This window comes from Maribacter algae (genome assembly GCF_047345745.1).
Classification (GTDB): domain Bacteria; phylum Bacteroidota; class Bacteroidia; order Flavobacteriales; family Flavobacteriaceae; genus Maribacter.
The window spans coordinates 37897-58150 of the sequence record NZ_JBLFES010000001.1 but is presented as its reverse complement, the minus strand read 5'-3'; the positions used below and the strand labels follow the sequence as shown (position 1 = coordinate 58150).

16 protein-coding genes are annotated in these 20254 nt (G+C 37.9%); 11 read left to right on the top strand and 5 right to left on the bottom strand.

The genetic code is table 11. The features are described 5' to 3' along the window. Nucleotides 1-154: 154 nt before the first annotated feature. Nucleotides 155-1840 carry a glutamine--tRNA ligase/YqeY domain fusion protein gene (locus ACKWBX_RS00300; RefSeq protein WP_413966641.1) on the top strand — a complete coding sequence of 562 codons (1686 nt, stop codon included), beginning with the start codon at nt 155-157 and terminating at the stop codon, nt 1838-1840. A 190-nt stretch (nt 1841-2030) separates the two neighbouring features. After that, nucleotides 2031-3311, top strand: a complete 1281-nt coding sequence (locus tag ACKWBX_RS00295; RefSeq protein WP_413966640.1) for a POTRA domain-containing protein — start codon at nt 2031-2033, stop codon at nt 3309-3311. Between the two features lie 72 nt (nt 3312-3383). On the opposite strand, the gene ACKWBX_RS00290 is transcribed toward ACKWBX_RS00295, so the two are convergent. Then, nucleotides 3384-4328: an SPFH domain-containing protein gene (locus tag ACKWBX_RS00290; protein WP_413966639.1), complete on the bottom strand. Its 945-nt coding sequence runs from the start codon at nt 4326-4328 to the stop codon at nt 3384-3386. A gap of 128 nt (nt 4329-4456) precedes the next feature. On the opposite strand from ACKWBX_RS00290, the gene ACKWBX_RS00285 reads away from it, so the two are divergent. Further along, nucleotides 4457-4879 (top strand): VOC family protein, encoded by a 423-nt coding sequence (locus ACKWBX_RS00285; RefSeq protein WP_413966638.1) that lies wholly within the window; start codon nt 4457-4459, stop codon nt 4877-4879. Nucleotides 4880-4888: 9 nt separating this feature from the next. Then, nucleotides 4889-5845: a 23S rRNA (adenine(1618)-N(6))-methyltransferase RlmF gene (gene rlmF, locus ACKWBX_RS00280; RefSeq protein ID WP_413966637.1), complete on the top strand. Its 957-nt coding sequence runs from the start codon at nt 4889-4891 to the stop codon at nt 5843-5845. Here the strand turns inward: rlmF and gltX are convergent, their stop codons facing one another. Continuing rightward, nucleotides 5846-7372 (bottom strand): glutamate--tRNA ligase, encoded by a 1527-nt coding sequence (gene gltX / locus ACKWBX_RS00275; RefSeq protein ID WP_413966636.1) that lies wholly within the window; start codon nt 7370-7372, stop codon nt 5846-5848. It abuts the gene before it with no gap. Between the two features lie 143 nt (nt 7373-7515). Between gltX and ACKWBX_RS00270 the strand changes: the two genes are divergently transcribed. The 6 genes from ACKWBX_RS00270 (at nt 7516) to ACKWBX_RS00245 (ending at nt 15523) form a co-directional block, all read left to right on the top strand. Then, the gene (locus ACKWBX_RS00270) at nt 7516-10971 is read left to right on the top strand and encodes a hypothetical protein (RefSeq protein ID WP_413966635.1); all 3456 of its coding nucleotides are present in this window, start codon (nt 7516-7518) and stop codon (nt 10969-10971) included. Beyond that, complete coding sequence (gene ybeY / locus ACKWBX_RS00265; RefSeq protein WP_413966634.1) at nt 10964-11383, top strand: rRNA maturation RNase YbeY; 420 nt, start codon at nt 10964-10966, stop codon at nt 11381-11383. Before ACKWBX_RS00270 ends, ybeY begins: the two co-directional genes overlap by 8 nt. Before the next feature lie 2 nt (nt 11384-11385). Continuing rightward, nucleotides 11386-13254 carry a tRNA uridine-5-carboxymethylaminomethyl(34) synthesis enzyme MnmG gene (mnmG, locus tag ACKWBX_RS00260; RefSeq protein ID WP_413966633.1) on the top strand — a complete coding sequence of 623 codons (1869 nt, stop codon included), beginning with the start codon at nt 11386-11388 and terminating at the stop codon, nt 13252-13254. Nucleotides 13255-13319: 65 nt separating this feature from the next. Continuing rightward, nucleotides 13320-13946 (top strand): hypothetical protein, encoded by a 627-nt coding sequence (locus ACKWBX_RS00255; protein ID WP_413966632.1) that lies wholly within the window; start codon nt 13320-13322, stop codon nt 13944-13946. Next, nucleotides 13924-14751: a class I SAM-dependent methyltransferase gene (locus ACKWBX_RS00250; RefSeq protein WP_413966631.1), complete on the top strand. Its 828-nt coding sequence runs from the start codon at nt 13924-13926 to the stop codon at nt 14749-14751. Before ACKWBX_RS00255 ends, ACKWBX_RS00250 begins: the two co-directional genes overlap by 23 nt. A gap of 265 nt (nt 14752-15016) precedes the next feature. Continuing rightward, a complete protein-coding gene (locus ACKWBX_RS00245; RefSeq protein WP_413966630.1) occupies nt 15017-15523 on the top strand; it encodes an OmpH/Skp family outer membrane protein in 507 nt (168 codons plus the stop codon). A 42-nt stretch (nt 15524-15565) separates the two neighbouring features. Here the strand turns inward: ACKWBX_RS00245 and ACKWBX_RS00240 are convergent, their stop codons facing one another. The 3 genes from ACKWBX_RS00240 to rnr are packed head-to-tail and all read right to left on the bottom strand — an operon-like array spanning nt 15566 to nt 19174. Further along, nucleotides 15566-16243 carry a LysE family translocator gene (locus tag ACKWBX_RS00240; RefSeq protein ID WP_413966629.1) on the bottom strand — a complete coding sequence of 226 codons (678 nt, stop codon included), beginning with the start codon at nt 16241-16243 and terminating at the stop codon, nt 15566-15568. Nucleotides 16244-16249: 6 nt separating this feature from the next. Beyond that, nucleotides 16250-16927, bottom strand: a complete 678-nt coding sequence (locus ACKWBX_RS00235) for a head GIN domain-containing protein (protein ID WP_413966628.1) — start codon at nt 16925-16927, stop codon at nt 16250-16252. A gap of 60 nt (nt 16928-16987) precedes the next feature. Next, a complete protein-coding gene (gene rnr, locus ACKWBX_RS00230) occupies nt 16988-19174 on the bottom strand; it encodes a ribonuclease R (RefSeq protein ID WP_413966627.1) in 2187 nt (728 codons plus the stop codon). A gap of 646 nt (nt 19175-19820) precedes the next feature. Between rnr and ACKWBX_RS00225 the strand changes: the two genes are divergently transcribed. Continuing rightward, nucleotides 19821-20252 (top strand): RpiB/LacA/LacB family sugar-phosphate isomerase, encoded by a 432-nt coding sequence (locus ACKWBX_RS00225; RefSeq protein WP_413966626.1) that lies wholly within the window; start codon nt 19821-19823, stop codon nt 20250-20252. Nucleotides 20253-20254 lie beyond the last annotated feature (2 nt).

Sequence of the window (20254 nt, the reverse complement as noted above, 5' to 3'; positions counted from 1 at the left end):
CATTATCAAATATGCTATATATAACGCTAAATATGAACTTAATGTTGTAGAGCGAATCAATTCTGTTGTGAAACACGATTAATATAGGGTGTGCGCATTTAAAAACTGGCTATTACCGCATTTTTGCTACTTTTGTATCCTTAAAAATCGAGCTATGAGCGAGACCGCCAAATCATTGAATTTTATTGAGCAAATCATTGAGGAAGATTTGGAAAAAGGATATTCCAAAGACGAGCTTCGCTTTCGTTTTCCACCAGAGCCCAATGGTTATCTTCATATTGGCCACGCCAGCTCTATTTGTTTGAATTTTGGTCTTGGTCTGCGCTATAATGCACCCGTCAATTTAAGGTTTGATGACACCAATCCTGCAAAGGAAGAACAGGAGTTTGTAGATGCCATTAAAAGAGATGTAGAATGGCTTGGCTATAGGTGGGATACCGAACGGTATGCATCCGATTATTTCCAACAGCTCTACGATTGGGCCATTTTACTCATCAAAAATGGGAAGGCTTATGTAGATAGTCAATCCTCGGAAGAAATGGCCAAACAAAAAGGAACGCCTACCGAATCAGGGACAGAAAGTCCGTTTCGAAACCGCTCTATCGATGAAAATCTAGCTCTCTTTGAAGGAATGAAAAACGGAGATTTTGAGGAAGGCACCCATGTGCTAAGGGCTAAAATTGATATGGCATCTTCCAATATGCTCATGCGCGACCCCATTATGTACCGTATTTTACATAGACCGCACCATAGGACAAATACCGATTGGTGTATTTACCCTATGTATGACTGGACCCACGGGGAAAGTGATTATATAGAACAGGTGTCCCACTCTTTGTGTACATTAGAATTTTTGCCGCATCGTGAGCTTTACAATTGGTTTTTGGACCAAGTGTACGATTCCCAGAAAATACGCCCCAAACAACGTGAGTTTGCAAGAAGAAATTTAAGCCACACGGTGGTCAGCAAACGAAAATTGGCACAATTGGTAGAACAAAATATAGTGAAAGGTTGGGACGACCCAAGAATGCCAACTATCTCTGGGCTTAGAAGGCGGGGTTATACGCCCGAGGCCATTCGGAATTTTGCGGATACCATTGGTATTGCAAAACGGGAAAATCTTATAGATGTTTCCTTACTGGAATTTAATATAAGAGAACACCTTAATAGAGTCGCTCCAAGAGTTATGGGCGTTCTAGACCCTCTAAAACTTGTCATTACAAATTATCTCGAAGGGAGGGAAGAATGGCTAGAAGCGGAAAACAATCCCGGAGACGAATCCGCAGGTTTCAGAGAGGTTCCTTTTTCCAAGGAACTATATATTGAAAAGGCCGATTTCAAGGAACAGGCGAACAAAAAATTCTTTCGACTAAAGCTTGGTCATGAGGTGCGTTTAAAAAACGGTTATATCATCAAGGCTGAAAGCTGTACTAAAGATAATGATGGTAATATCATTGAGGTTCAATGTACTTATGACCCAAAAAGTAAAAGTGGTAGTGGCACGGAAGAGAGCTTGCGCAAAGTAAAAGGCACTTTGCATTGGGTTTCCATTGCTCATGCCCTGGAGGCCGAGATTCGTTTATACGACAGATTGTTTACCGATGAAAATCCCGACGGGCACAAAGACAAGGATTTCATGGAATTTGTAAATCCTAATTCCTTGGAAGTAATTACAGGTTATGTGGAACCAAGCCTGAAAGATGCCAAAACAGAAGATCGCTTTCAATTTCAACGAATCGGTTATTTCTGTGTGGATAAGGATTCTAACCCAAAAAAGTTAGTCTTTAATAAAACTGTGGGCCTTCGTGACTCGTGGGCAAAAATTCAGCAGAAGGATTAATCCCTTAAGCGTCATTTTCTATTGAGGGCAATGTTCATTCTCTTGTCTAAATTATACTTTTGGGTATAAATTTCATCAGCCTCCTTTTTTGAGCTTACTTTCTCTTAACAGCTGCAAAATTCTTGTTAAATATGCTATAGTTCCGTAGGGAAATTGATAAAAGAACGTCTTACCCAAGAAACTTGCCAACATGAAAAAAATACTAGTCCTATTTTTTCTGACGTTCTCTTTTATACTGAGTGCTCAGGAAAACAATGTTTCAAACATAACATTCGATGGACTTAAAAGAACCAAGGGGTCTTTTCTGAAAAGGTTGATCAAAACGAAGGAAAGTGCTGTATTAGATACGTTAAAGGTCCGGAAGGATGTGGAACGTTTAAAACGGCTTCCCGGAATTGCCAACGCCAGCTACACGTTAGAAAAAACACCCGATGGGACGGTCATTGTTTATAAGGTAGAAGAAAACTTCACTTTGATTCCCGGACTGCGTATCGCTACGGCAAACGATGGAAGTTTTGCCTATAGAGTTTCCGCCTTTGAATTCAATCTATTTGGAAACAATCAATTATTGGGAGCCTTTTACGAAAAGAACGTATTCAATTCATATGGAGCTTTTTGGGAACATCCCTTTCTTTTTAGCGATAAGTTGGGCATTGGTTTGAATTATCAAGATGTAACTACACAGGAGCCTGTTTTCTTTGAAGAGGGTGACAAGAATTATCGTTTTAACTCCAGAAATATCGAAGCCAATGTGTTGTTCTCTTTCGATTTTAACAATGAAGCCGAATTAGGTGCCATACTGGTCAAGGAAAACTATAGTTTTGTAGGAGATGAGCCGCCTTTGCCCAACAGGCCTTTGGATTTAAATGCCGATAAATTAATTTATAGAGCGGCATACCGTTATGTGGATTTGGATATTGAATACCAATATTTTGATGGAATTCAAAGCGAATTTACCGGACAGTATATTCAATTATTGGACGGTGATGCGCCTGGGAATGAATTTCTAAAAAGTTTTGTTTCCTTGCGCAACGATTTTATTTATTATAAAAAAATAGGAAAGGGAGGCAACTGGGCCAATAGGCTTCGCTTGGCGGCCGCTATAGGAAATGAGGATTCACCCTTTGCGCCTTTTACACTAGACAACCAATTGAACATACGCGGTGTGGGAAACACTGTGGACAGAGGTACGGCCGCAATAGTCCTGAACACGGAATATCGGCACACCCTATACGAAAAAGGCTGGTTCGTAGTGCAGGGCAATGCCTTTGTCGATGCAGGTGCCTGGCGCAAACCCGGAGGTGATTTCTCGCAATTGTTCAATGGTTCGGCTACTCGTTTATATCCCGGTTTGGGTATCCGATTTATTCATAAACGCATATTCAATGCCGTTTTTAGATTGGATTATGGGTTCGGTATAGGTGATGATGCCACTAACGGCATCGTCTTTGGAATTGGACAATATTTTTAAACGACCCCCTTTCCATTAAAAAGGCCCGAGTACAAATGTACTCGGGCCTTTTTAATAATACCTAAAAGTATTTTATTCTTTTTTAGGGCTTGTTTTTTTGGCGGGAGTGTTCGTTTTCTTCATGGATTCCCCTATCATATTGCTTGCGGTAAAAGAAGCCACCATATTGTTGAGCATATCACTGCCCGCTTGTGGAGAGTTCGGCAACAATATTAAATTAGTGTTCGTTTCCTCCCCTATGCTCTGCAGCGTATCGTAATGTTGCGTTACAACGATCAAAGCGGAAGCTTCTTGAGAATTGATGCCCACTTTGTTCAACACCTCAACGGATTCTTCCAAACCTCTAGCGATTTCACGGCGTTGGTCAGCAATACCTTGTCCTTGCAGTCTCTTACTTTCCGCTTCGGCCTTTGCCTTTTCCACGATTAAAATTCTAGCAGCATCTCCTTCAAATTGCGCAGCAATTTTTTCACGTTCGGAAGCATTGATTCGGTTCATCGCCTGCTTCACCTGTGCATCTGGATCAATATCCGTTACCAAGGTCTTGATGATATCAAACCCGTAGTCTGACATGGCATCGTTCAATTCTGCTTTTACCGCTAGTGCGATGTCGTCTTTTTTTACGAAAACGTCGTCCAGTTTCATTTTTGGAACTTCGGCACGTACCACATCAAATACATAAGATGTAATCTGATCGTGGGGATAATCCAACTTATAAAAGGCATCATACACCTTGTCTTTTATTACTTTATATTGAACGGATACTTTAAGGCGCACAAATACATCGTCCAGTGTTTTGGTCTCGATAATGACATCCAACTGCTGTATTTTAAGACTCAATCTACCGGCAATGCGCTGAACGAACGGAATTTTGAATTGAAGTCCCGAATGTCGTATGCTGCTGAATTTACCAAAGGTTTCCACAATGGCCGCGGTCTGCTGTTTTACGATAAAAATGCCCGAAATAACAATCAGGACAACAAAAATTATAATCGGTATTAAAAGGTAATTTCCCATAATCTATCTGTTTTATTTAGTGAAGTAATTTACGAAAAGACTGCTTCATATAGGTCCCATTTTTCAGGGAATTGTTACAGGTGTCCCAATTTTAATATCTTATGGCAGCATTTTGAACAGATTTAAAGATGAATAATGTAAAGGACGATTTCAAAATAGATTTTTTAGACCATGTCGCCATACGCGTAGCCGATTTACAAGCTTCTATCCTGTGGTATGAAAAAGTATTGGGTCTTCAAAAATATCAATTACCTGAATGGGGCAAATTTCCTGTGTTTATGCTGGCGGGAAAGTCCGGTGTAGCACTTTTTCCGATTTCTATTGACAATCAAAGAACAAAGCCATCCCCTAAAAATGATACTATAGACCATTTTGCCTTTAATGTATCACAGACCAACTTTGAAAAAGCCAAAAAACGTTATCAAATACTAAAATTGGATTTTAGTATCCAAGACCACCACTATTTCCATTCAATTTATACCAAAGACCCCGATGGCCACACGGTTGAATTGACTACTCTAGTGGTTAATCCTGAAGTGTTTTACAAATAATAGTTTTTTATGAAAAAGAAAGTGCGTCCTACCAAAAAATCTAGCCTTCATCCTAGAAACAAACATCGGGAACGCTATAATTTAAAGACGCTTAGTAAAAGCTCTCCTGGATTATCACAATTTATTCTCGAAAACCAATATGGCGATGAAAGCATTGATTTTTTCAATGCCGATGCAGTTAAAGCCTTGAATAAAGCATTACTGATTCATTATTACAACATTACTTTTTGGGAAATCCCAAAAGGATATCTATGTCCTCCTATCCCGGGCCGAGCAGATTACCTACATTATATGGCCGATATTTTAGTCGGCAAAAACGGAAAAGTGCCGACTGGCAGTTGTATAAAGTGCTTGGATATTGGAGTAGGTGCAAATTGTGTTTATCCGATTATAGGAACCAACGAATATGGCTGGTCGTTCATTGGTGCGGACATTGATCCTGTAGCTATTGCTTCTTGCCAGACTATTATTGACCGTAATAAGGCCTTAAACGGAAAAGTTGAAATACGATTGCAGAAAAAACCAAAAAGTATATTTTTTAAAATCATTGCAAAAGAGGAGCGTTTTGATCTTACAATATGTAATCCTCCATTTCATGGCTCTCAAAAAGAAGCACAGGCAGGTACATTGAGAAAATTACGAAATCTAAAAAACCGAAAAATCCAAAAAGCTGATTTGAATTTTGGTGGGCAATCCAACGAATTATGGACCGAAGGTGGCGAAAAAGCTTTTATCCTCCGAATGATTAAGGAAAGTAAGGACTTTGCAACGTCTTGCCTTTGGTTTTCTACCCTAGTTTCCAAAGCCGACCATTTGATTTCTATCAAAAAAGCACTTCAAAAAGTAGGTGTGGCTGATTTTAAGGTGATTCCAATGGGTCAAGGCAACAAAAAAAGTAGAGTGGTGGCTTGGACGTTTTTTGACGAAAAGGAGCGCGCAAATTGGGCAAGAAATTACTGGAAATAACTAGCCTATTACCTCTAGCGCTTTTCTGATTCTAGCAATACTTTCTTCTTTTCCTATCATTCCCATGATATCGAAAATATGAGGTCCTTTCATATCGCCTACTAAAAAGAGGCGTAAGGGCGGCATTACCTTCCCAAAAGATAGTTCTTGCTCACCAATCCATGATTTTACTATGGTTTCCACATTTTGTGGAGTAAAATCCGTAATATTTTCCAAAACGGTTATCAAACTCTCCATGATTGCCGGAGTGTCTTCTTTTACCTGTTTTTTGGATGCCTTTTCATTGTAGGTGGATGGTGCAACAAAAAAGTAATCGCTTAGTTTCCAAAAGTCGGACACAAAATTGGCACGTTCCTTAATCAAACCCACTACTTTCTTAATGTAGGCATCATTAAAAGAGGTTTCGACTGCGCTTGCCTGCCGGCTAGGCAGGCTCAACCTGACATCCTTTATGAACAAATTGGCCAATTCAGCATCGCTTTTCCCTTGCAAATATTGATGATTATACCATTTAGTCTTTTCAGGGTCGAATCGCGCCCCTGATTTATTGACTCGCTCTATGCTAAAGGTTTCGATCAATTCTTTTAAACTAAAAAGCTCCTGTTCCGTGCCCGGGTTCCAGCCCAACATAGCTAAAAAATTGACTACGGCCTCTGGAAAATATCCCGCTTCCCGGTATCCTTCGGATTCGTTCCAAGACAAAGGAAAAACAGGAAATCCTCCCTTTTCACCGTCACGTTTGCTCAACTTTCCTTTTCCCGTGGGTTTCATGATCAGCGGAAGGTGTGCAAATTCCGGTGCTTCCCATCCAAAGGCGTCATACAGCTGTTGGTGCAAGGCCAATGACGGCAACCATTCTTCACCTCTGATGACATGGGTTATTTCCATTAAATGGTCATCCACAATATTTGCCAAATGATATGTGGGCATACCATCACTCTTGAACAAGACTTTATCGTCCAATACATTCGTGTCAATTTCAATATTCCCACGAATACTATCCTTTAAATGCAGTTTCTCGTCCGGTGGGGTTAAAAACCGGACCACATAATTTTCGCCATCAGTAATCCGTTTTTCAACTTCTTCGGGCATTAATGAGAGGGAGTTGTCCAACTTTAAGCGATTGTGCCAATTGTAAATAAAGGTTTTGCCCTTGGCTTCGTGGTCTTTCCTGTGAAAATCCAACTTTTCAGCCGTATCAAAGGCATAATAGGCCTTTCCTTTGTTGATGAGTTCATCGGCATATTGTCTGTACAAATGTTTTCGTTCGCTCTGGCGATAGGGGCCAAAACCGCTTTCTTTTCCCGGACCTTCGTCAAATGGGATTCCACACCAATTTAAGGCTTCGACTATATAATCCTCTGCGCCTTCCACGTAGCGGTTTTGGTCCGTATCCTCGATACGAAGGATAAAATCCCCGCCATTTTTTTTAGCATATAGATAATTAAAGAGTGCTGTCCTAACCCCGCCGATATGGAGTGGGCCTGTTGGACTGGGCGCAAAACGAACGCGTACTTTTTTTGTCATGCAGTAAAGGTATAAAAAGGTAAGGGGGCTTAAAAAATAATGGATGTGTAAAACTGTTAAAAGCCAGCGCGGCTGCCTTTTAACAGTTTTTTCGTAACGAAAAAATACAATTAAGGCTATCTTGGTGTAAAAATAGCTGCACTTTGTCCGTTTATAACAATATACTCCACAAACTCAATCAATTTATCAAAAAACACTATGCCCAAAAATTATTGAAGGGTGTTTTGCTTTTTATGACGTTCGGTCTCTTGTTTTTCCTTATGGTCATGGGTGTAGAATATACGCTTTGGCTCAATGGTACAGGAAGATTGATTTTACTTTTACTTTTTATTGCGGTAGAAGGGTTTTTGCTGTTTACTTATATATTGACCCCGTTATTCTATCTTTTTAAGATAAAAAACGGTATTGGTCCCAAAGATGCCGCAAAACTTATTGGCATGCATTTTCCGAATGTGGGGGATAAGCTTTATAATCTTTTGGACCTAGCCGAAAACAAGGAGAAATCCGAGTTGCTTTTAGCCAGTATTGAACAGCGTTCCGAGCAACTGAAACCCGTTCCTTTTACCAACGCCATTACCTATAAACACGCTTTATCCTATATGAAGTATGCCGTAATACCACTAATCCTAATTGGATTGCTTTGGATATCGGGCAATTGGAACGATTTTTTTGGTTCATACGAACGTGTGGTCAACTATGATTTAGCCTATGAGCCTCCCGCGCCCTTTCAATTTGAGTTGTTGTCCCGTGATTTGAACGTTATAGAAAGTGAAGCTTTTCAAGTTCAAGTGAAAACCCAAGGTGAAATAAAGCCGGAAGAAATATATATGCTTGTTGACGGGAGGGAAATTTTATTACAGTATGAAAATGGCATACATCAATATACGTTGTCCCCGCCATTGACCACATCTACCTTTAGTTTTAAAGCGAATGATGTGCAATCTCGCGAGTATACCCTAAATGCGCTAAAAGCTCCCGCCATTATCGACTTTGAGTTAAAATTGGATTATCCTTCCTACCTCAAAAAAAGAAGCGAGAACCTTAAAAGTACAGGAAACGCGATCATTCCGGAAGGCACAAGAGTTACTTGGAACATTCTTTCCGAAAACACGGAAGATATCCGTTTGATTACGAAAGACACTGCCATTTCTTTTGAAAAGGAGGTTAAAAGGTTTGGGCTTAGCAAGCTCGTTTACTCGGATCTGGACTATCAATTGAGCACTTCCAACCAAAATGCAAAGGATTATGAAAAACTGGACTATCAATTTAAGGTCATTAAGGACGGATACCCAACCATTAAGGTAAATCAAATTATGGATTCGCTCAACCCTAATGTTTCTTATTACTCAGGTGAAGCAAGCGATGATTATGGTTTGTCCAAGATTGATCTGGTGTATTACGAGCAGGGTAAAGAAGAGGAGAAAAAAACACTTAACATCAATACGCCGAAAAGCGGATTTACACAGTTTTATTATACCTATCCTTCCGGCTTAAATATAGATTCCGGTAAAAATTATGCGTTTTACTTTTTGGTCACCGATAATGATGCCATTCACAATGGAAAAACGGTAAAAAGTCAGGTTTTTAATCAAACCTTGTTAGATGATGCGCAGTTGAAGAAGCGCGATTTGGAAGCGCAAGAATCGCTTATTAACGATTTGGATAAATCATTGGAAAAGGCCAAAGAACAGAAGGATGTTTTACAAGAAATAAACCAACAACAAAAAGAAAAGAACAGCCTTAATTTCAATGATAAAAACCAGATTAAGGACTATCTCAAAAAACAGGAGCGTCAAGAAGCCTTAATGCAAAAATTCAGCAAAGAGCTCAAAGATAACTTGAATAAGAGCGAAAAGGACGATAAACTCAATCAGTTGCTGCAGGAACGTTTGGAGCGGCAAGAATTGGAAGCCAAAAAGAACCAAAAACTATTGGAAGAGCTGAATAAAATTGCCGATAAGATCAACAAGGAGGAGCTTAGCAAACGTTTAGAAGAGCTGGGCAAGAAGCAACAGAACAGTGAACGAAGTCTAGAGCAGCTTTTGGAACTTACAAAAAGGTATTATGTAACCGAAAAAGCGGCGCAGCTAGCACAGGATTTGGAGAAGTTGGCCCAAGAACAGGACACTTTGGCCGAGGAAGAATCGCAAAAAGAACAACAAAAAGAATTGAACGATGCGTTCGAAAAGCTGGCCGAGGAATTGGAAAGTTTAAAAAAGGATAATGCCGATTTAAAGAAACCGCTTCAACTTAAAATTGACGAGAACAAAAAAGAAGGCGTAAAATCCGACCAACAAGAAGCTTTGGAGCAATTGGGCAAACAAACGGACGATTCCGAGGAAAACGATTCAAAAATCGATAAAAATAATGCCCAGAAAAAACAAAAGGCGGCGGCACAAAAAATGAAAGAGATGGGAGAGGAGCTCAGTCAGTCTTCAGCAGCTGGAGGAAGTAGTTCTTCTACGGCAGAAGATGCAGAAATGCTACGTCAAATTTTGGACAACCTGATTATATTTTCTTTTAAGCAGGAAAGTCTTTTTGACCAATTAAGTAACCAAGAAGAACAGGATGTTTCCCAATATTCTAAAACGGTACGTGACCAGAAAGAGCTGCGAAACCTCTTTGAACATGTAGACGACAGTCTTTTTGCGCTCTCATTGCGCCAGGCAGAACTTTCCGAATTTGTAAATGAACAAATCACCGAAGTATATTACAATATAGATAAATCCTTGGATCGTATGGCAGAAGGACAAACCTATCAGAGTGTTTCCTATCAAAAATATGTGCTCACCGCATCCAATAGTCTGGCAGATTTTCTAGCAGAGGTAATGGACAATATGAACCAAAGTATGCAAATGGGCCAAGGACAGGGGGAGGGCGAAGGCTTTCAATTACCGGACATCATCAAGGGTCAAGGAGATGTTGGTGAAAAGATGGGTGAGAAGGGTAAATCCGGAAAACAAGGACAAGGTGAAAAAGGTGGCGAGGAGGGCCAAGGAAAACAGGAAGGTGAAAAGGGGCAAAGTGGAAAGAACGGTCAAAAGGGAGAGCAAGGAGAAGGTGGTGAACAAGGTAAAGGCGGAAAAGGTAAAGGTGAGGGAACAGAAAAAGGAGAGGGACAAAGCGGTTCAGGAAACGCTAATGGAGGAAATCAAGAAGGGCGGGGCGGTATGAGCGAAAGTGAGCTACAAGAAATTTATGAAATTTACCAGCAGCAACAGCGTATCAGACAGGAACTGGAAAAACAGTTGGAAAATATGATCAATGCCGGTGACAAAAAACTAGGGGAGAAATTGGTACGGCAAATGGAAAACTTTGAAAATGACCTATTGGAAAACGGCATCACGCAAAGAACGATAAACAAAGCAAATACCATTCAGTATGAATTGCTGAAATTGGAAAACGCTGCGTTAAAGCAAGGAAAAAAATCGGAGCGGGAAAGCAACACCAATCAAAAGGATTTTAACAACCCCATTACCACTAAACCCTCATTATTAGAGAATTATCGGAATGAAGTTGAAATTTTAAACAGACAAGCCTTACCTTTGCGCCAAAATTTCCAGAACAAGGTAAAAGAGTACTTCAAAAAAGATGATTAATTTCAACTATGAGTCTGATTTTCAAATAGATAAAGAGATTTTTTATCAGAATTGGATTGAAAGATGTTGTGTTTCGGAAGGATATTCAATAGGCGAATTAAATTATATTTTTTGCAATGATGATTACCTCTTGGAAATCAATAAAAAATATCTTGACCATGATGCGCTTACGGATATCATAACTTTTGATTATGTTTCCGGAAAAACTATTTCAGGAGATATTTATATTTCCGAGGAGCGCGTTCGGGAAAATGCAGCCGTATTTGAGGTTGCTTTTGAAAATGAATTACTTCGCGTAATGGTCCACGGAGTTTTACACTTGATGGGGTACAAAGATAAATCTGAAGAGGATTCATTAATCATGCGGGAAAAAGAAGAGGAAAAAATAAAACTGTTCCACGTGGAACGATAGTTATGTTTGGAGAAGAATACGATGTTATTGTAGTTGGAGGCGGTCATGCCGGCGCAGAGGCGGCGGCCGCCTCCGCAAATATGGGTTCCAAAACCCTTTTGGTCACCATGAATTTGCAGACCATTGGGCAAATGTCCTGCAATCCTGCAATGGGTGGAATTGCAAAAGGACAAATTGTTCGGGAAATTGATGCGCTTGGCGGGTATAGTGGTATAATAACCGATAAGTCTGCCATACAGTTTAAGATGCTCAACAAATCAAAAGGACCGGCGATGTGGAGCCCGAGAGCACAAAACGATCGTATGCGGTTTGCCGAAGAATGGCGTTTGGCTTTAGAGCGTACTCCTAACTGTGATTTCTATCAGGAAATGGTTTCAGGCCTTTTGGTCGAAGGAGATAGCATTATCGGGGTTAGAACCTCTTTGGGGATTGATATTAAAAGCAAAGCTGTGGTGCTTACCAATGGTACCTTTTTAAATGGATTGATTCATATTGGCGAAAAACAATTTGGTGGTGGGCGTGCAGGTGAGAAAGCGGCGACCGGAATAACCGAACAATTGACCGATTTTGGTTTTGATAGTGGTCGAATGAAAACAGGAACACCTCCACGAGTAGATGGAAGATCGTTGGACTATTCTAAAATGATCGTTCAGCCCGGTGATGAAAAACCTGAAAAGTTTTCCTATACGAACACAGCTGTTTTAACCAAACAACGCGATTGTCATATGACGCATACCAGCGCATTGGTTCATGATTTGCTTCGAGAAGGTTTTAATCGCTCGCCCATGTTCAATGGAAGAATTAAAAGTATTGGCCCTAGATATTGCCCCTCTATCGAGGATAAAATAAATCGGTTTGCGGATAAGGACAGTCATCAAATGTTCATTGAACCTGAAGGCTGGAATACCGTTGAGGTTTATGTAAACGGATTTTCAACTTCTCTTCCTGAAGATGTTCAATTTAAAGCATTGCGTTCTGTAGTCGGTTTTGAAAACGTTAAATTCTTTAGGCCGGGCTACGCCATTGAATACGATTATTTTCCACCTACGCAATTAAAGCACACGCTTGAGACAAAGCTTGTTGATAATTTATATTTTGCTGGTCAGATAAACGGGACCACCGGATATGAAGAAGCGGCTTCTCAAGGTTTAATGGCCGGAATCAACGCTCATTTAAAAATAAACGAAAAAGAACCATTCATTTTAAAAAGAGACGAAGCCTATATTGGAGTTCTTATAGATGATTTAATAACAAAAGGGACCGAAGAACCTTACCGAATGTTTACCTCTAGGGCGGAATATAGAACTTTGCTGAGGCAAGATAATGCCGATTTAAGGTTGACTCCTATGAGCCATAAAATAGGTCTGGCCGATGATAAGCGGATGAGAAATATGGAAGATAAGCTTCAAAAATCAAATGCATTCGTAAAGTTTTTTAAAGAAACAAGTGTTTTACCAGAGCAGATAAATCCACTTTTGGAGCGTGTTGATTCTTCGCTCATCAAACAATCCGACAAAATGTTCAAACTGTTTTCCAGACCTAAAGTCACTATGGAACATATGTTGGAACTTGATGCGGTTTCTTCTTATGTTCACGACAATAATCTAAACAATGAGGTTTTGGAACAGGCCGAAGTTCAAGTAAAATATTCTGGGTATATCGCTAAAGAAAAAGTGAATGCTGATAAACTCCATAGATTGGAGGCCGTAAAAATTCCTCCCGGTTTTGACTACTCTAAATTAAAATCACTTTCCTTTGAAGCAAGAGAAAAACTTACCGCAATACAACCTGTTACCATTTCGCAAGCCTCTCGCATAAGTGGTGTAACACCTAGTGACATTAGTGTGCTTTTGGTTTTTTTGGGAAGGTAAGTTTCAGGTAAATAGCTGAATTCGTTATTTGTGTTTTAATTGTTCCACGTGGAACAATTTTTATTTTGTCTTTATATATCATTGGCTTTTCATTGGCTTGGTTTTTGATAATCAATGGAAAACCAAAACAACCAATGCGAATTACAATACTTACTTTAATTGCTATTCTTATTTTCCAATCTTGTGTTCCGCTCCGCATTGCACCCAATATTGATGATTATAAAATATCCAAAGGAAAGCGTTTTAAAAGAAGTTTGTCAAAACGGCAAATGTTTATTTTTGATGATCCTAAAGAAGCGGAAGCGTTTTATAACTTTGTAAACATTAAATTTCAGCTTGACCATCTAGCCGTATATGATGATATCCCGTTTAAAATTGATGAACAACAATATTTTTTTGCTTGGTATGAAGTTGAAATCCCAAATAAAACTTTGAATTTAGCTCCAATGCTTGTTCATTTAGCAGTTGGTGCTGCTCTTGGTGATAATGATCCGTTGGAGAATTACGATAGTGGAAACGAAATTGTTAGAAACGGTAACTGGTATATTGCTATAGAAGTTTATAATGATTTGGAATCGGATTGTCTAACCGATTCTTCAGTTTTTAGAGAATCTGTTTTAAAGTATCTTCGTGATTTGAAAAAAGAATATCTGGCTACATACAATTACAATGAAACCGTTTTTAAAAACTAAGGATTATTTGGTGTCCCACGAAAATTTTGACCTTCTATATGATGAAAAGCTGGATATGCTCATAACCTCGCCCCAACCCGAAATTCTTAATACATACTATGAAAGCGAAAAATATATTTCCCATTCAGACTCAAAAAAAACATTCCTAGATAAAATATATCAACTCGTAAAGAAATATAATCTAGCATTAAAAATTCGTTTGTTAAATAAACATCAACCCGAAAAAAAAGAACTTTTGGACATTGGTGCGGGTACAGGTGATTTTCTAAACGAAGCAAAAAAAAACGGTTGGTCCTCAAATGGAGTAGAACCAAATTTAAAAGCAAGAAAATTGGCTTGTGACAAGAATATTTATCTTCATGAAAATTTAACGAATTTAAAAGGAAAACAATTTGAAGCCATAACCCTTTGGCATGTTTTGGAACATTTGCCCGACTTAAATTCTCAAATAAAAACTATTACGGATCTACTTACGGAAAATGGTCTTTTAATTATAGCCGTGCCAAATTTTAAATCTTTCGATGCCAAATATTATAAATCGTTTTGGGCCGCTTTTGATACTCCACGGCATCTTTGGCATTTTTCAAAAAAATCTATTCCCCTTTTATTTGAAAAATATGGAATGAAGGTTATTAACACGAAAGGAATGTATTTTGATTCCTTTTATGTTTCCCTTTTGTCCGAAAAACATAAAACAGGTAAAAGCAATTTTATCAAGGCTCTATTTATTGGTTTATCGTCGAATATCAAAGCTTTGTTAACGGGAGAGTATTCTTCTATCATTTATATACTCAAAAGAGCTTAATTTTTATTTTAAAGCGATTTAAGAGCTTTTCTTTAACGTGTTTAACATCTTATATATAATCAATGAAAACCTCCTATATATAGCTTCTATATTGTTACATTTAATAATCAAAAACTATTGATTTTAATTATTATTATAAGAAAACCTTATTTTTATATTTTATACATATAAATGCCATTCTTCTCCTCTAAACTATAAATTTTGTATTTCAGGATATTGGTTTAAAAAGCTTTGCTATTTTTGCCCCACTTTAAATTCATAAATAATGAAGAAAATTTTTATAGTAGCCGTATTGATGATTTCCTTTTCTTGTAAACAAGAAAAAATAGGTTATGTAGACAATGTGAAATTGATGGAAAAATATCAAGAAAAAATTGATGTTGAAGAAAAGTTTAAAACGAAGTCAGAAGCATTATCGAAAAAAAGGGACAGTATTTCACAAGCGTTCCAAATAGAAGCTCAAGCATTTCAAGTGAAAGCTCAAAAAATGTCCCAGAAAAAAGCACAAGAAGAATATGCGGTCTTTCAACAAAAAGGTCAATTTATAGGACAACAGTTACAACAGGAAGAGCAACAATTACAGACCCAAGGTCAAGTAGAAATGGACAGTGTTGTTTCCAACGTTAAGAAAGAAATAAAAAAATATGGTAAAGCTAACGGCTACACCTATATATTAGGTGGTGGCGATGGTGGCAGTGTTCTCTATGGCACAGAAGCCAATGACTTGACCGAAGAAGTTATTAAAATATTGAACGATAGCTACAAAAAGTAATTGTTCAATTAAAAAATGAAAGCCGGCAAAGTGCCGGCTTTTTTATTCCCTTATTTCTTCAATACGTTCAATCCCTTTTTCGATATTAAAATTATCCATTGGTAAAAATCCTTTGGTGATTAAAACAAGACCGCAAATAACCAGTACCAGACCTATCCCTTTTTTGATGAAACGTATGCGATTACTCGTCAGTTTTCGTTTTAACTGTTTGGCTAACAGCATTTTAAATATATCAGTAATAAAATAAGTAGCCAACATTGCCGAAAAAAAGACCACTATTCTATCCGAATTATTATCCAAGCTTGGACCCACAATAATAATCACTCCCAACCAAAAAACAAGTACTCCAATATTGATAAAATTCAATAGAAATCCTTTAATAAAAAGACTTAAATAATCTCCTTTGGTAACCTTTAGCGGTTGACTCAAATCTTGGCGTACGCCAGGTTTAAAAAAAGTGGTCAACCCGTATACCAACAAAATAACGCCACCAAAAACATACAGTCCCGGTTGGTTACTCAAATTCTCCAATAACTGAAAACTACTGAAGTAGGCTATACAGATAAAAATAATATCCGCAATAATGACGCCTATATTAAATACCAGTGCAGCTCTAAAACCTTTTAGTGCACTTGTTTCGAGAAGAACGAAGAAAACAGGACCAATCATAAAACTTAATAAAAAGCCTAACGGTATCGCTCCTTGTATATCTTCTAGCATTTACCTCTACATTCTTTTGATTATACCTCCAAAAACGGTTTTTTCTTCCAATTTAGGAGGGTTGCCATACACCAAAACCTCTCCTCCCGCCTTCACGGCTGCTTTCACGTATTCACTGGCATAGACTTCTGCCCTGGATCCCGCATTCACATTGATCGTAGAAAATTTTGTTTTAAAATCTTTACCTTCATAAACCCCTCCTGTATTTATCTGTACATCCTGTACATCCGAAGAACCTGAAGTTTCTATGACACCCCCGGAAACGGACTTGATCAACATCTGTTCTACCTCCGCCGCTATGACCAATTCTCCACCTTCTTGTGCCTTTAGTTCCAAAACATCTTGTTCTATGATTTCTTGAGATGTAATCCGAGCATCCTCGTTTACATCTATAATCACTATTTTATCTACATAATGGAGGTCTATAAAAGTCTTATATCCACTAAAAATTTTACCAATTTGCATACGGATTTTAAGCTTCCCATCATTATTTACAATAGCCACCTTATCCGTGTCGGCTCCCGTAATAATTGCTTTATTTTCCAAGGATTTTATAAGATTAACCGAAAGACCATCAAATACCTTGACCTCTGAAAATGCATCCAAACTTTTGGATATCTTATTCTCTTGCGCTCTTAAGGTATACAGACCGAAAAGGAAAAATAGCACTACAATATGCTTCATTCTATTCGTTTTTAATTTACAAACAGCTCTTTTGAACCAAAATCCGTTCCAAAATAACAGCTACTTCTTTCCTATTAGGGAAAAATCCAAATGTCGTTTTATTAAATCCGTATTCTTCACCATTACGTAAACTTCGTCCCCTAATTGATATTTCTTTTTGGTGCGCTCGCCTACAATGGCATATTCCTTCTCGTCAAAGATATAATAATCTCCCTTTATGTCTCTGATACGCACCATTCCCTCACATTTGTTCTCAATAATTTCTACATAAACTCCCCATTCCGTTACGCCACTGATAACACCCAAAAATTCTTGATCCTGATGATCTTGCATGAATTTTATCTGCATATACTTAATGGAATCCCGCTCCGCACTTGCCGCTAAACCTTCCATATTAGAGGAATGTTTACATTTTTCCTCATATATTTCCGCTTTTGGTGATTTGCCTTTATTTAAATAGTGCTGTAGGAGCCTGTGCACCATTACATCTGGATAACGTCTAATGGGCGATGTAAAATGTGTATAATAATCAAAAGCCAAACCGTAATGACCAATATTATCAACGGTATACACTGCTTTGCTCATACTGCGTATGGCCAAGGTGTCTACTAAATTTTGTTCTTTTTTACCTTTTACATCTTCCAACAATTGGTTCAACGAGGCACTTATCGTCTTTTTATCCTTAAAATTAAGTTTATGCCCAAACCGAGATATGATTCCGTTCAGGGCCATTAATTTATCTTCGTCCGGGTCATCATGCACCCTATAGACAAAAGTCTTCACGGGTTTTTGTTTCCCAATGAACTCGGCAACTTTTCTATTGGCCAACAACATGAACTCTTCAATCAATTTATTGGCATCTTTTGATTCCTTAAAATAGACTGTTGTTGGTTCGTTCTTTTCGTTCAATTGGAATCTAACTTCGACCTTATCAAAAGAAATTGCGCCATGATCCATTCTTTTGGACCGCATTATTTTCGCAAGTTTGTCCATGGTCAACGTAGCAGTCACAACTTCATCCGTAACAATATAACCCTTATTTCTTATAGAAATATCATTAGGGATTTTACCATTCTTGTGTTCAATGATATACTGTGCTTCCTCATAGGCAAAACGTTCATTTGAGTTGATTACCGTTCTCCCGAACCATTGGTTTTTCAACTCGGCTTTATCGTTCAATTCAAATACAGCAGAAAAAGTATATTTCTCTTCGTTGGGACGTAAGGAACATGCATTGTTTGAAAGTACTTCCGGTAGCATGGGTACCACCCTGTCAACAAGATAAACGGATGTTGCCCTTTCATATGCTTCATCATCTAAAATAGTATCTTCTTTTAGGTAATGGGAAACATCTGCGATATGGACCCCAATTTGATAATTTCCATTCTCCAAAATTTCAAAGGAAAGCGCATCATCAAAATCCTTGGCATCTTTAGGATCTATGGTAAAGGTCAATACATTTCGCATATCCCTTCTTTTGGCGATTTCTTCTCTTTTGATGGTGGTATCCAATTTGTCCGCAAACTGTTGTACCTCTACCGGAAATTCATACGGAAGACCATACTCCGCCAAAATAGAATGTATCTCTGTGTTGTGCTCTCCTGGTTTTCCAAGTACCTCAATCACTTTTCCGTAAGGGGAGTCCACATTATCCGGCCATTCCAATAGCTCTACGACAACTTTGTCCCCATCTTTGGCTTTACCCAATTTCTCTTGGGAGATGAAGATATCTGTATACATTCTAAAATCACTTGCCCTAACAAAGGCAAATGTCTTTTGCATGTCTACAACCCCTACAAAAGAGGTCTTGTTTCTTTCCAGTACTTTGACAATTTCTCCTTCTAGCTTCTTGTTCCCTTTTCTAGGATGTACATAGACTTGTACTTTATCCTTATGAAAAGCCTTATTTAATTTATTGTAGGGTACAAATACATCATCATCAAAACCGTCTATAACAATGTACGCATTTCCTTTGCCCGTAATATCCACACTACCCTCATGATAGGATTTTGTATCTGCTATTACACCATACTTACCTCGCTCTACTTCCTTAATTCTTTTCTTTTCTTTTAATTGTATCAATCGTTTGATCAGTACGTTTCGTTCATTGGCATCGGTAATTCCAATTTTAGCAGCTATTTGTTTATAGTTGAAGCTTTTTTCAGGATCTTTTTCCAATACGGTAAAAATTCCTTTTGTGATTTCATTTTTTCTATGGTTTCTCGCCTTCTTGTTTCTTTTCGACATTCATCATTTTATTTGTGGGAAAATTACGAATTATAATCTAGTAGGGATGTTCATACGATTCAATTCGTGATAATTTGAATAGGTTATGAACAATAACTACATATTCATCCTTTTCTTTTTAAAATTTAAATTAAAAATGATGGTAATGATAGGGTGTTAATAGTGGTAATAACTTCTTTTGATTTTACTTGACATTACGCTTTACCAGAAGTTGTTGACACTATATGAGTAGTAAAGTATATTGATAATCAGAAAATTGAAAAACTTATCCCTTGTAGTTGATAACCACTTTCAACAACTCTTTTTTAATAAGTTTTTGTAAAATTAATGTTAACTGGAAGGTAATTTCAATGAAAAAGAATTTCACTTGTTCTAAAAGAAAAATTAGGTAAATACAAATTGACTTCTGATTGAAAAACCAATACGAAATCACAAATTTTAAACCTCTTTTTTACAAACAATTTTTAAAGTGAATAGACTTTCTTTTAATCTACTAATTAACAATTCAAAATCATGGCTACACAATCAATGTTGTGAAAGTGTTCTTTTTTGTGGTGAACTATAGGATATTGTACCTTTGTATTTACAAATATGATTTTCCCAAATAATAAGAATTGAGCATGATGCTATTAAAAAGCAACACTTTATGAAAATTGCTATTGGTAACGACCATGCCGGTACGGAATATAAATTGGCAATCGTAGGTCTTTTGAAGTCTAAAAATTTTGAAATCTCCAATTACGGAACGGACGGAACGGATAGTGTAGATTATCCTGATTTTGTACATCCGGTAGCGCAAGATGTAGAATCTGGTAAAGTAGCTTTAGGAATCATTATTTGCGGTAGCGGAAATGGCGCAAACATGACCGCAAACAAATATCAAAAAGTACGTTCCGCATTGTGTTGGACGAAAGAGATAACGGAATTGGCAAGAGAACATAATGATGCCAATATTTTGAGCCTCCCGGCCAGATATATTTCCTTACCACAAGCTCTCGAAATGGTAAATACCTTTTTGAATACGGAATTTGCCGGAGGTAGGCACGAACGTCGTATCGAGAAAATACCCTGCAAATAAAA

What these genes read in the sequence shown, in the direction of transcription:
- mnmG (WP_413966633.1), top strand. Translation starts at nt 11,386, where the DNA reads ATGTTTGGAGAAGAATACGATGTTATTGTAGTTGGAGGCGGTCATGCC.
- ACKWBX_RS00240 (WP_413966629.1), bottom strand. Translation starts at nt 16,243, where the DNA reads ATGCTAGAAGATATACAAGGAGCGATACCGTTAGGCTTTTTATTAAGT.
- ACKWBX_RS00290 (WP_413966639.1), bottom strand. Translation starts at nt 4,328, where the DNA reads ATGGGAAATTACCTTTTAATACCGATTATAATTTTTGTTGTCCTGATT.
- ACKWBX_RS00225 (WP_413966626.1), top strand. Translation starts at nt 19,821, where the DNA reads ATGAAAATTGCTATTGGTAACGACCATGCCGGTACGGAATATAAATTG.
- ACKWBX_RS00235 (WP_413966628.1), bottom strand. Translation starts at nt 16,927, where the DNA reads ATGAAGCATATTGTAGTGCTATTTTTCCTTTTCGGTCTGTATACCTTA.
- ACKWBX_RS00285 (WP_413966638.1), top strand. Translation starts at nt 4,457, where the DNA reads ATGAATAATGTAAAGGACGATTTCAAAATAGATTTTTTAGACCATGTC.
- ACKWBX_RS00295 (WP_413966640.1), top strand. Translation starts at nt 2,031, where the DNA reads ATGAAAAAAATACTAGTCCTATTTTTTCTGACGTTCTCTTTTATACTG.
- ACKWBX_RS00300 (WP_413966641.1), top strand. Translation starts at nt 155, where the DNA reads ATGAGCGAGACCGCCAAATCATTGAATTTTATTGAGCAAATCATTGAG.
- rnr (WP_413966627.1), bottom strand. Translation starts at nt 19,174, where the DNA reads ATGTCGAAAAGAAACAAGAAGGCGAGAAACCATAGAAAAAATGAAATC.
- gltX (WP_413966636.1), bottom strand. Translation starts at nt 7,372, where the DNA reads ATGACAAAAAAAGTACGCGTTCGTTTTGCGCCCAGTCCAACAGGCCCA.
- rlmF (WP_413966637.1), top strand. Translation starts at nt 4,889, where the DNA reads ATGAAAAAGAAAGTGCGTCCTACCAAAAAATCTAGCCTTCATCCTAGA.
- ybeY (WP_413966634.1), top strand. Translation starts at nt 10,964, where the DNA reads ATGATTAATTTCAACTATGAGTCTGATTTTCAAATAGATAAAGAGATT.
- ACKWBX_RS00245 (WP_413966630.1), top strand. Translation starts at nt 15,017, where the DNA reads ATGAAGAAAATTTTTATAGTAGCCGTATTGATGATTTCCTTTTCTTGT.
- ACKWBX_RS00250 (WP_413966631.1), top strand. Translation starts at nt 13,924, where the DNA reads ATGAAACCGTTTTTAAAAACTAAGGATTATTTGGTGTCCCACGAAAAT.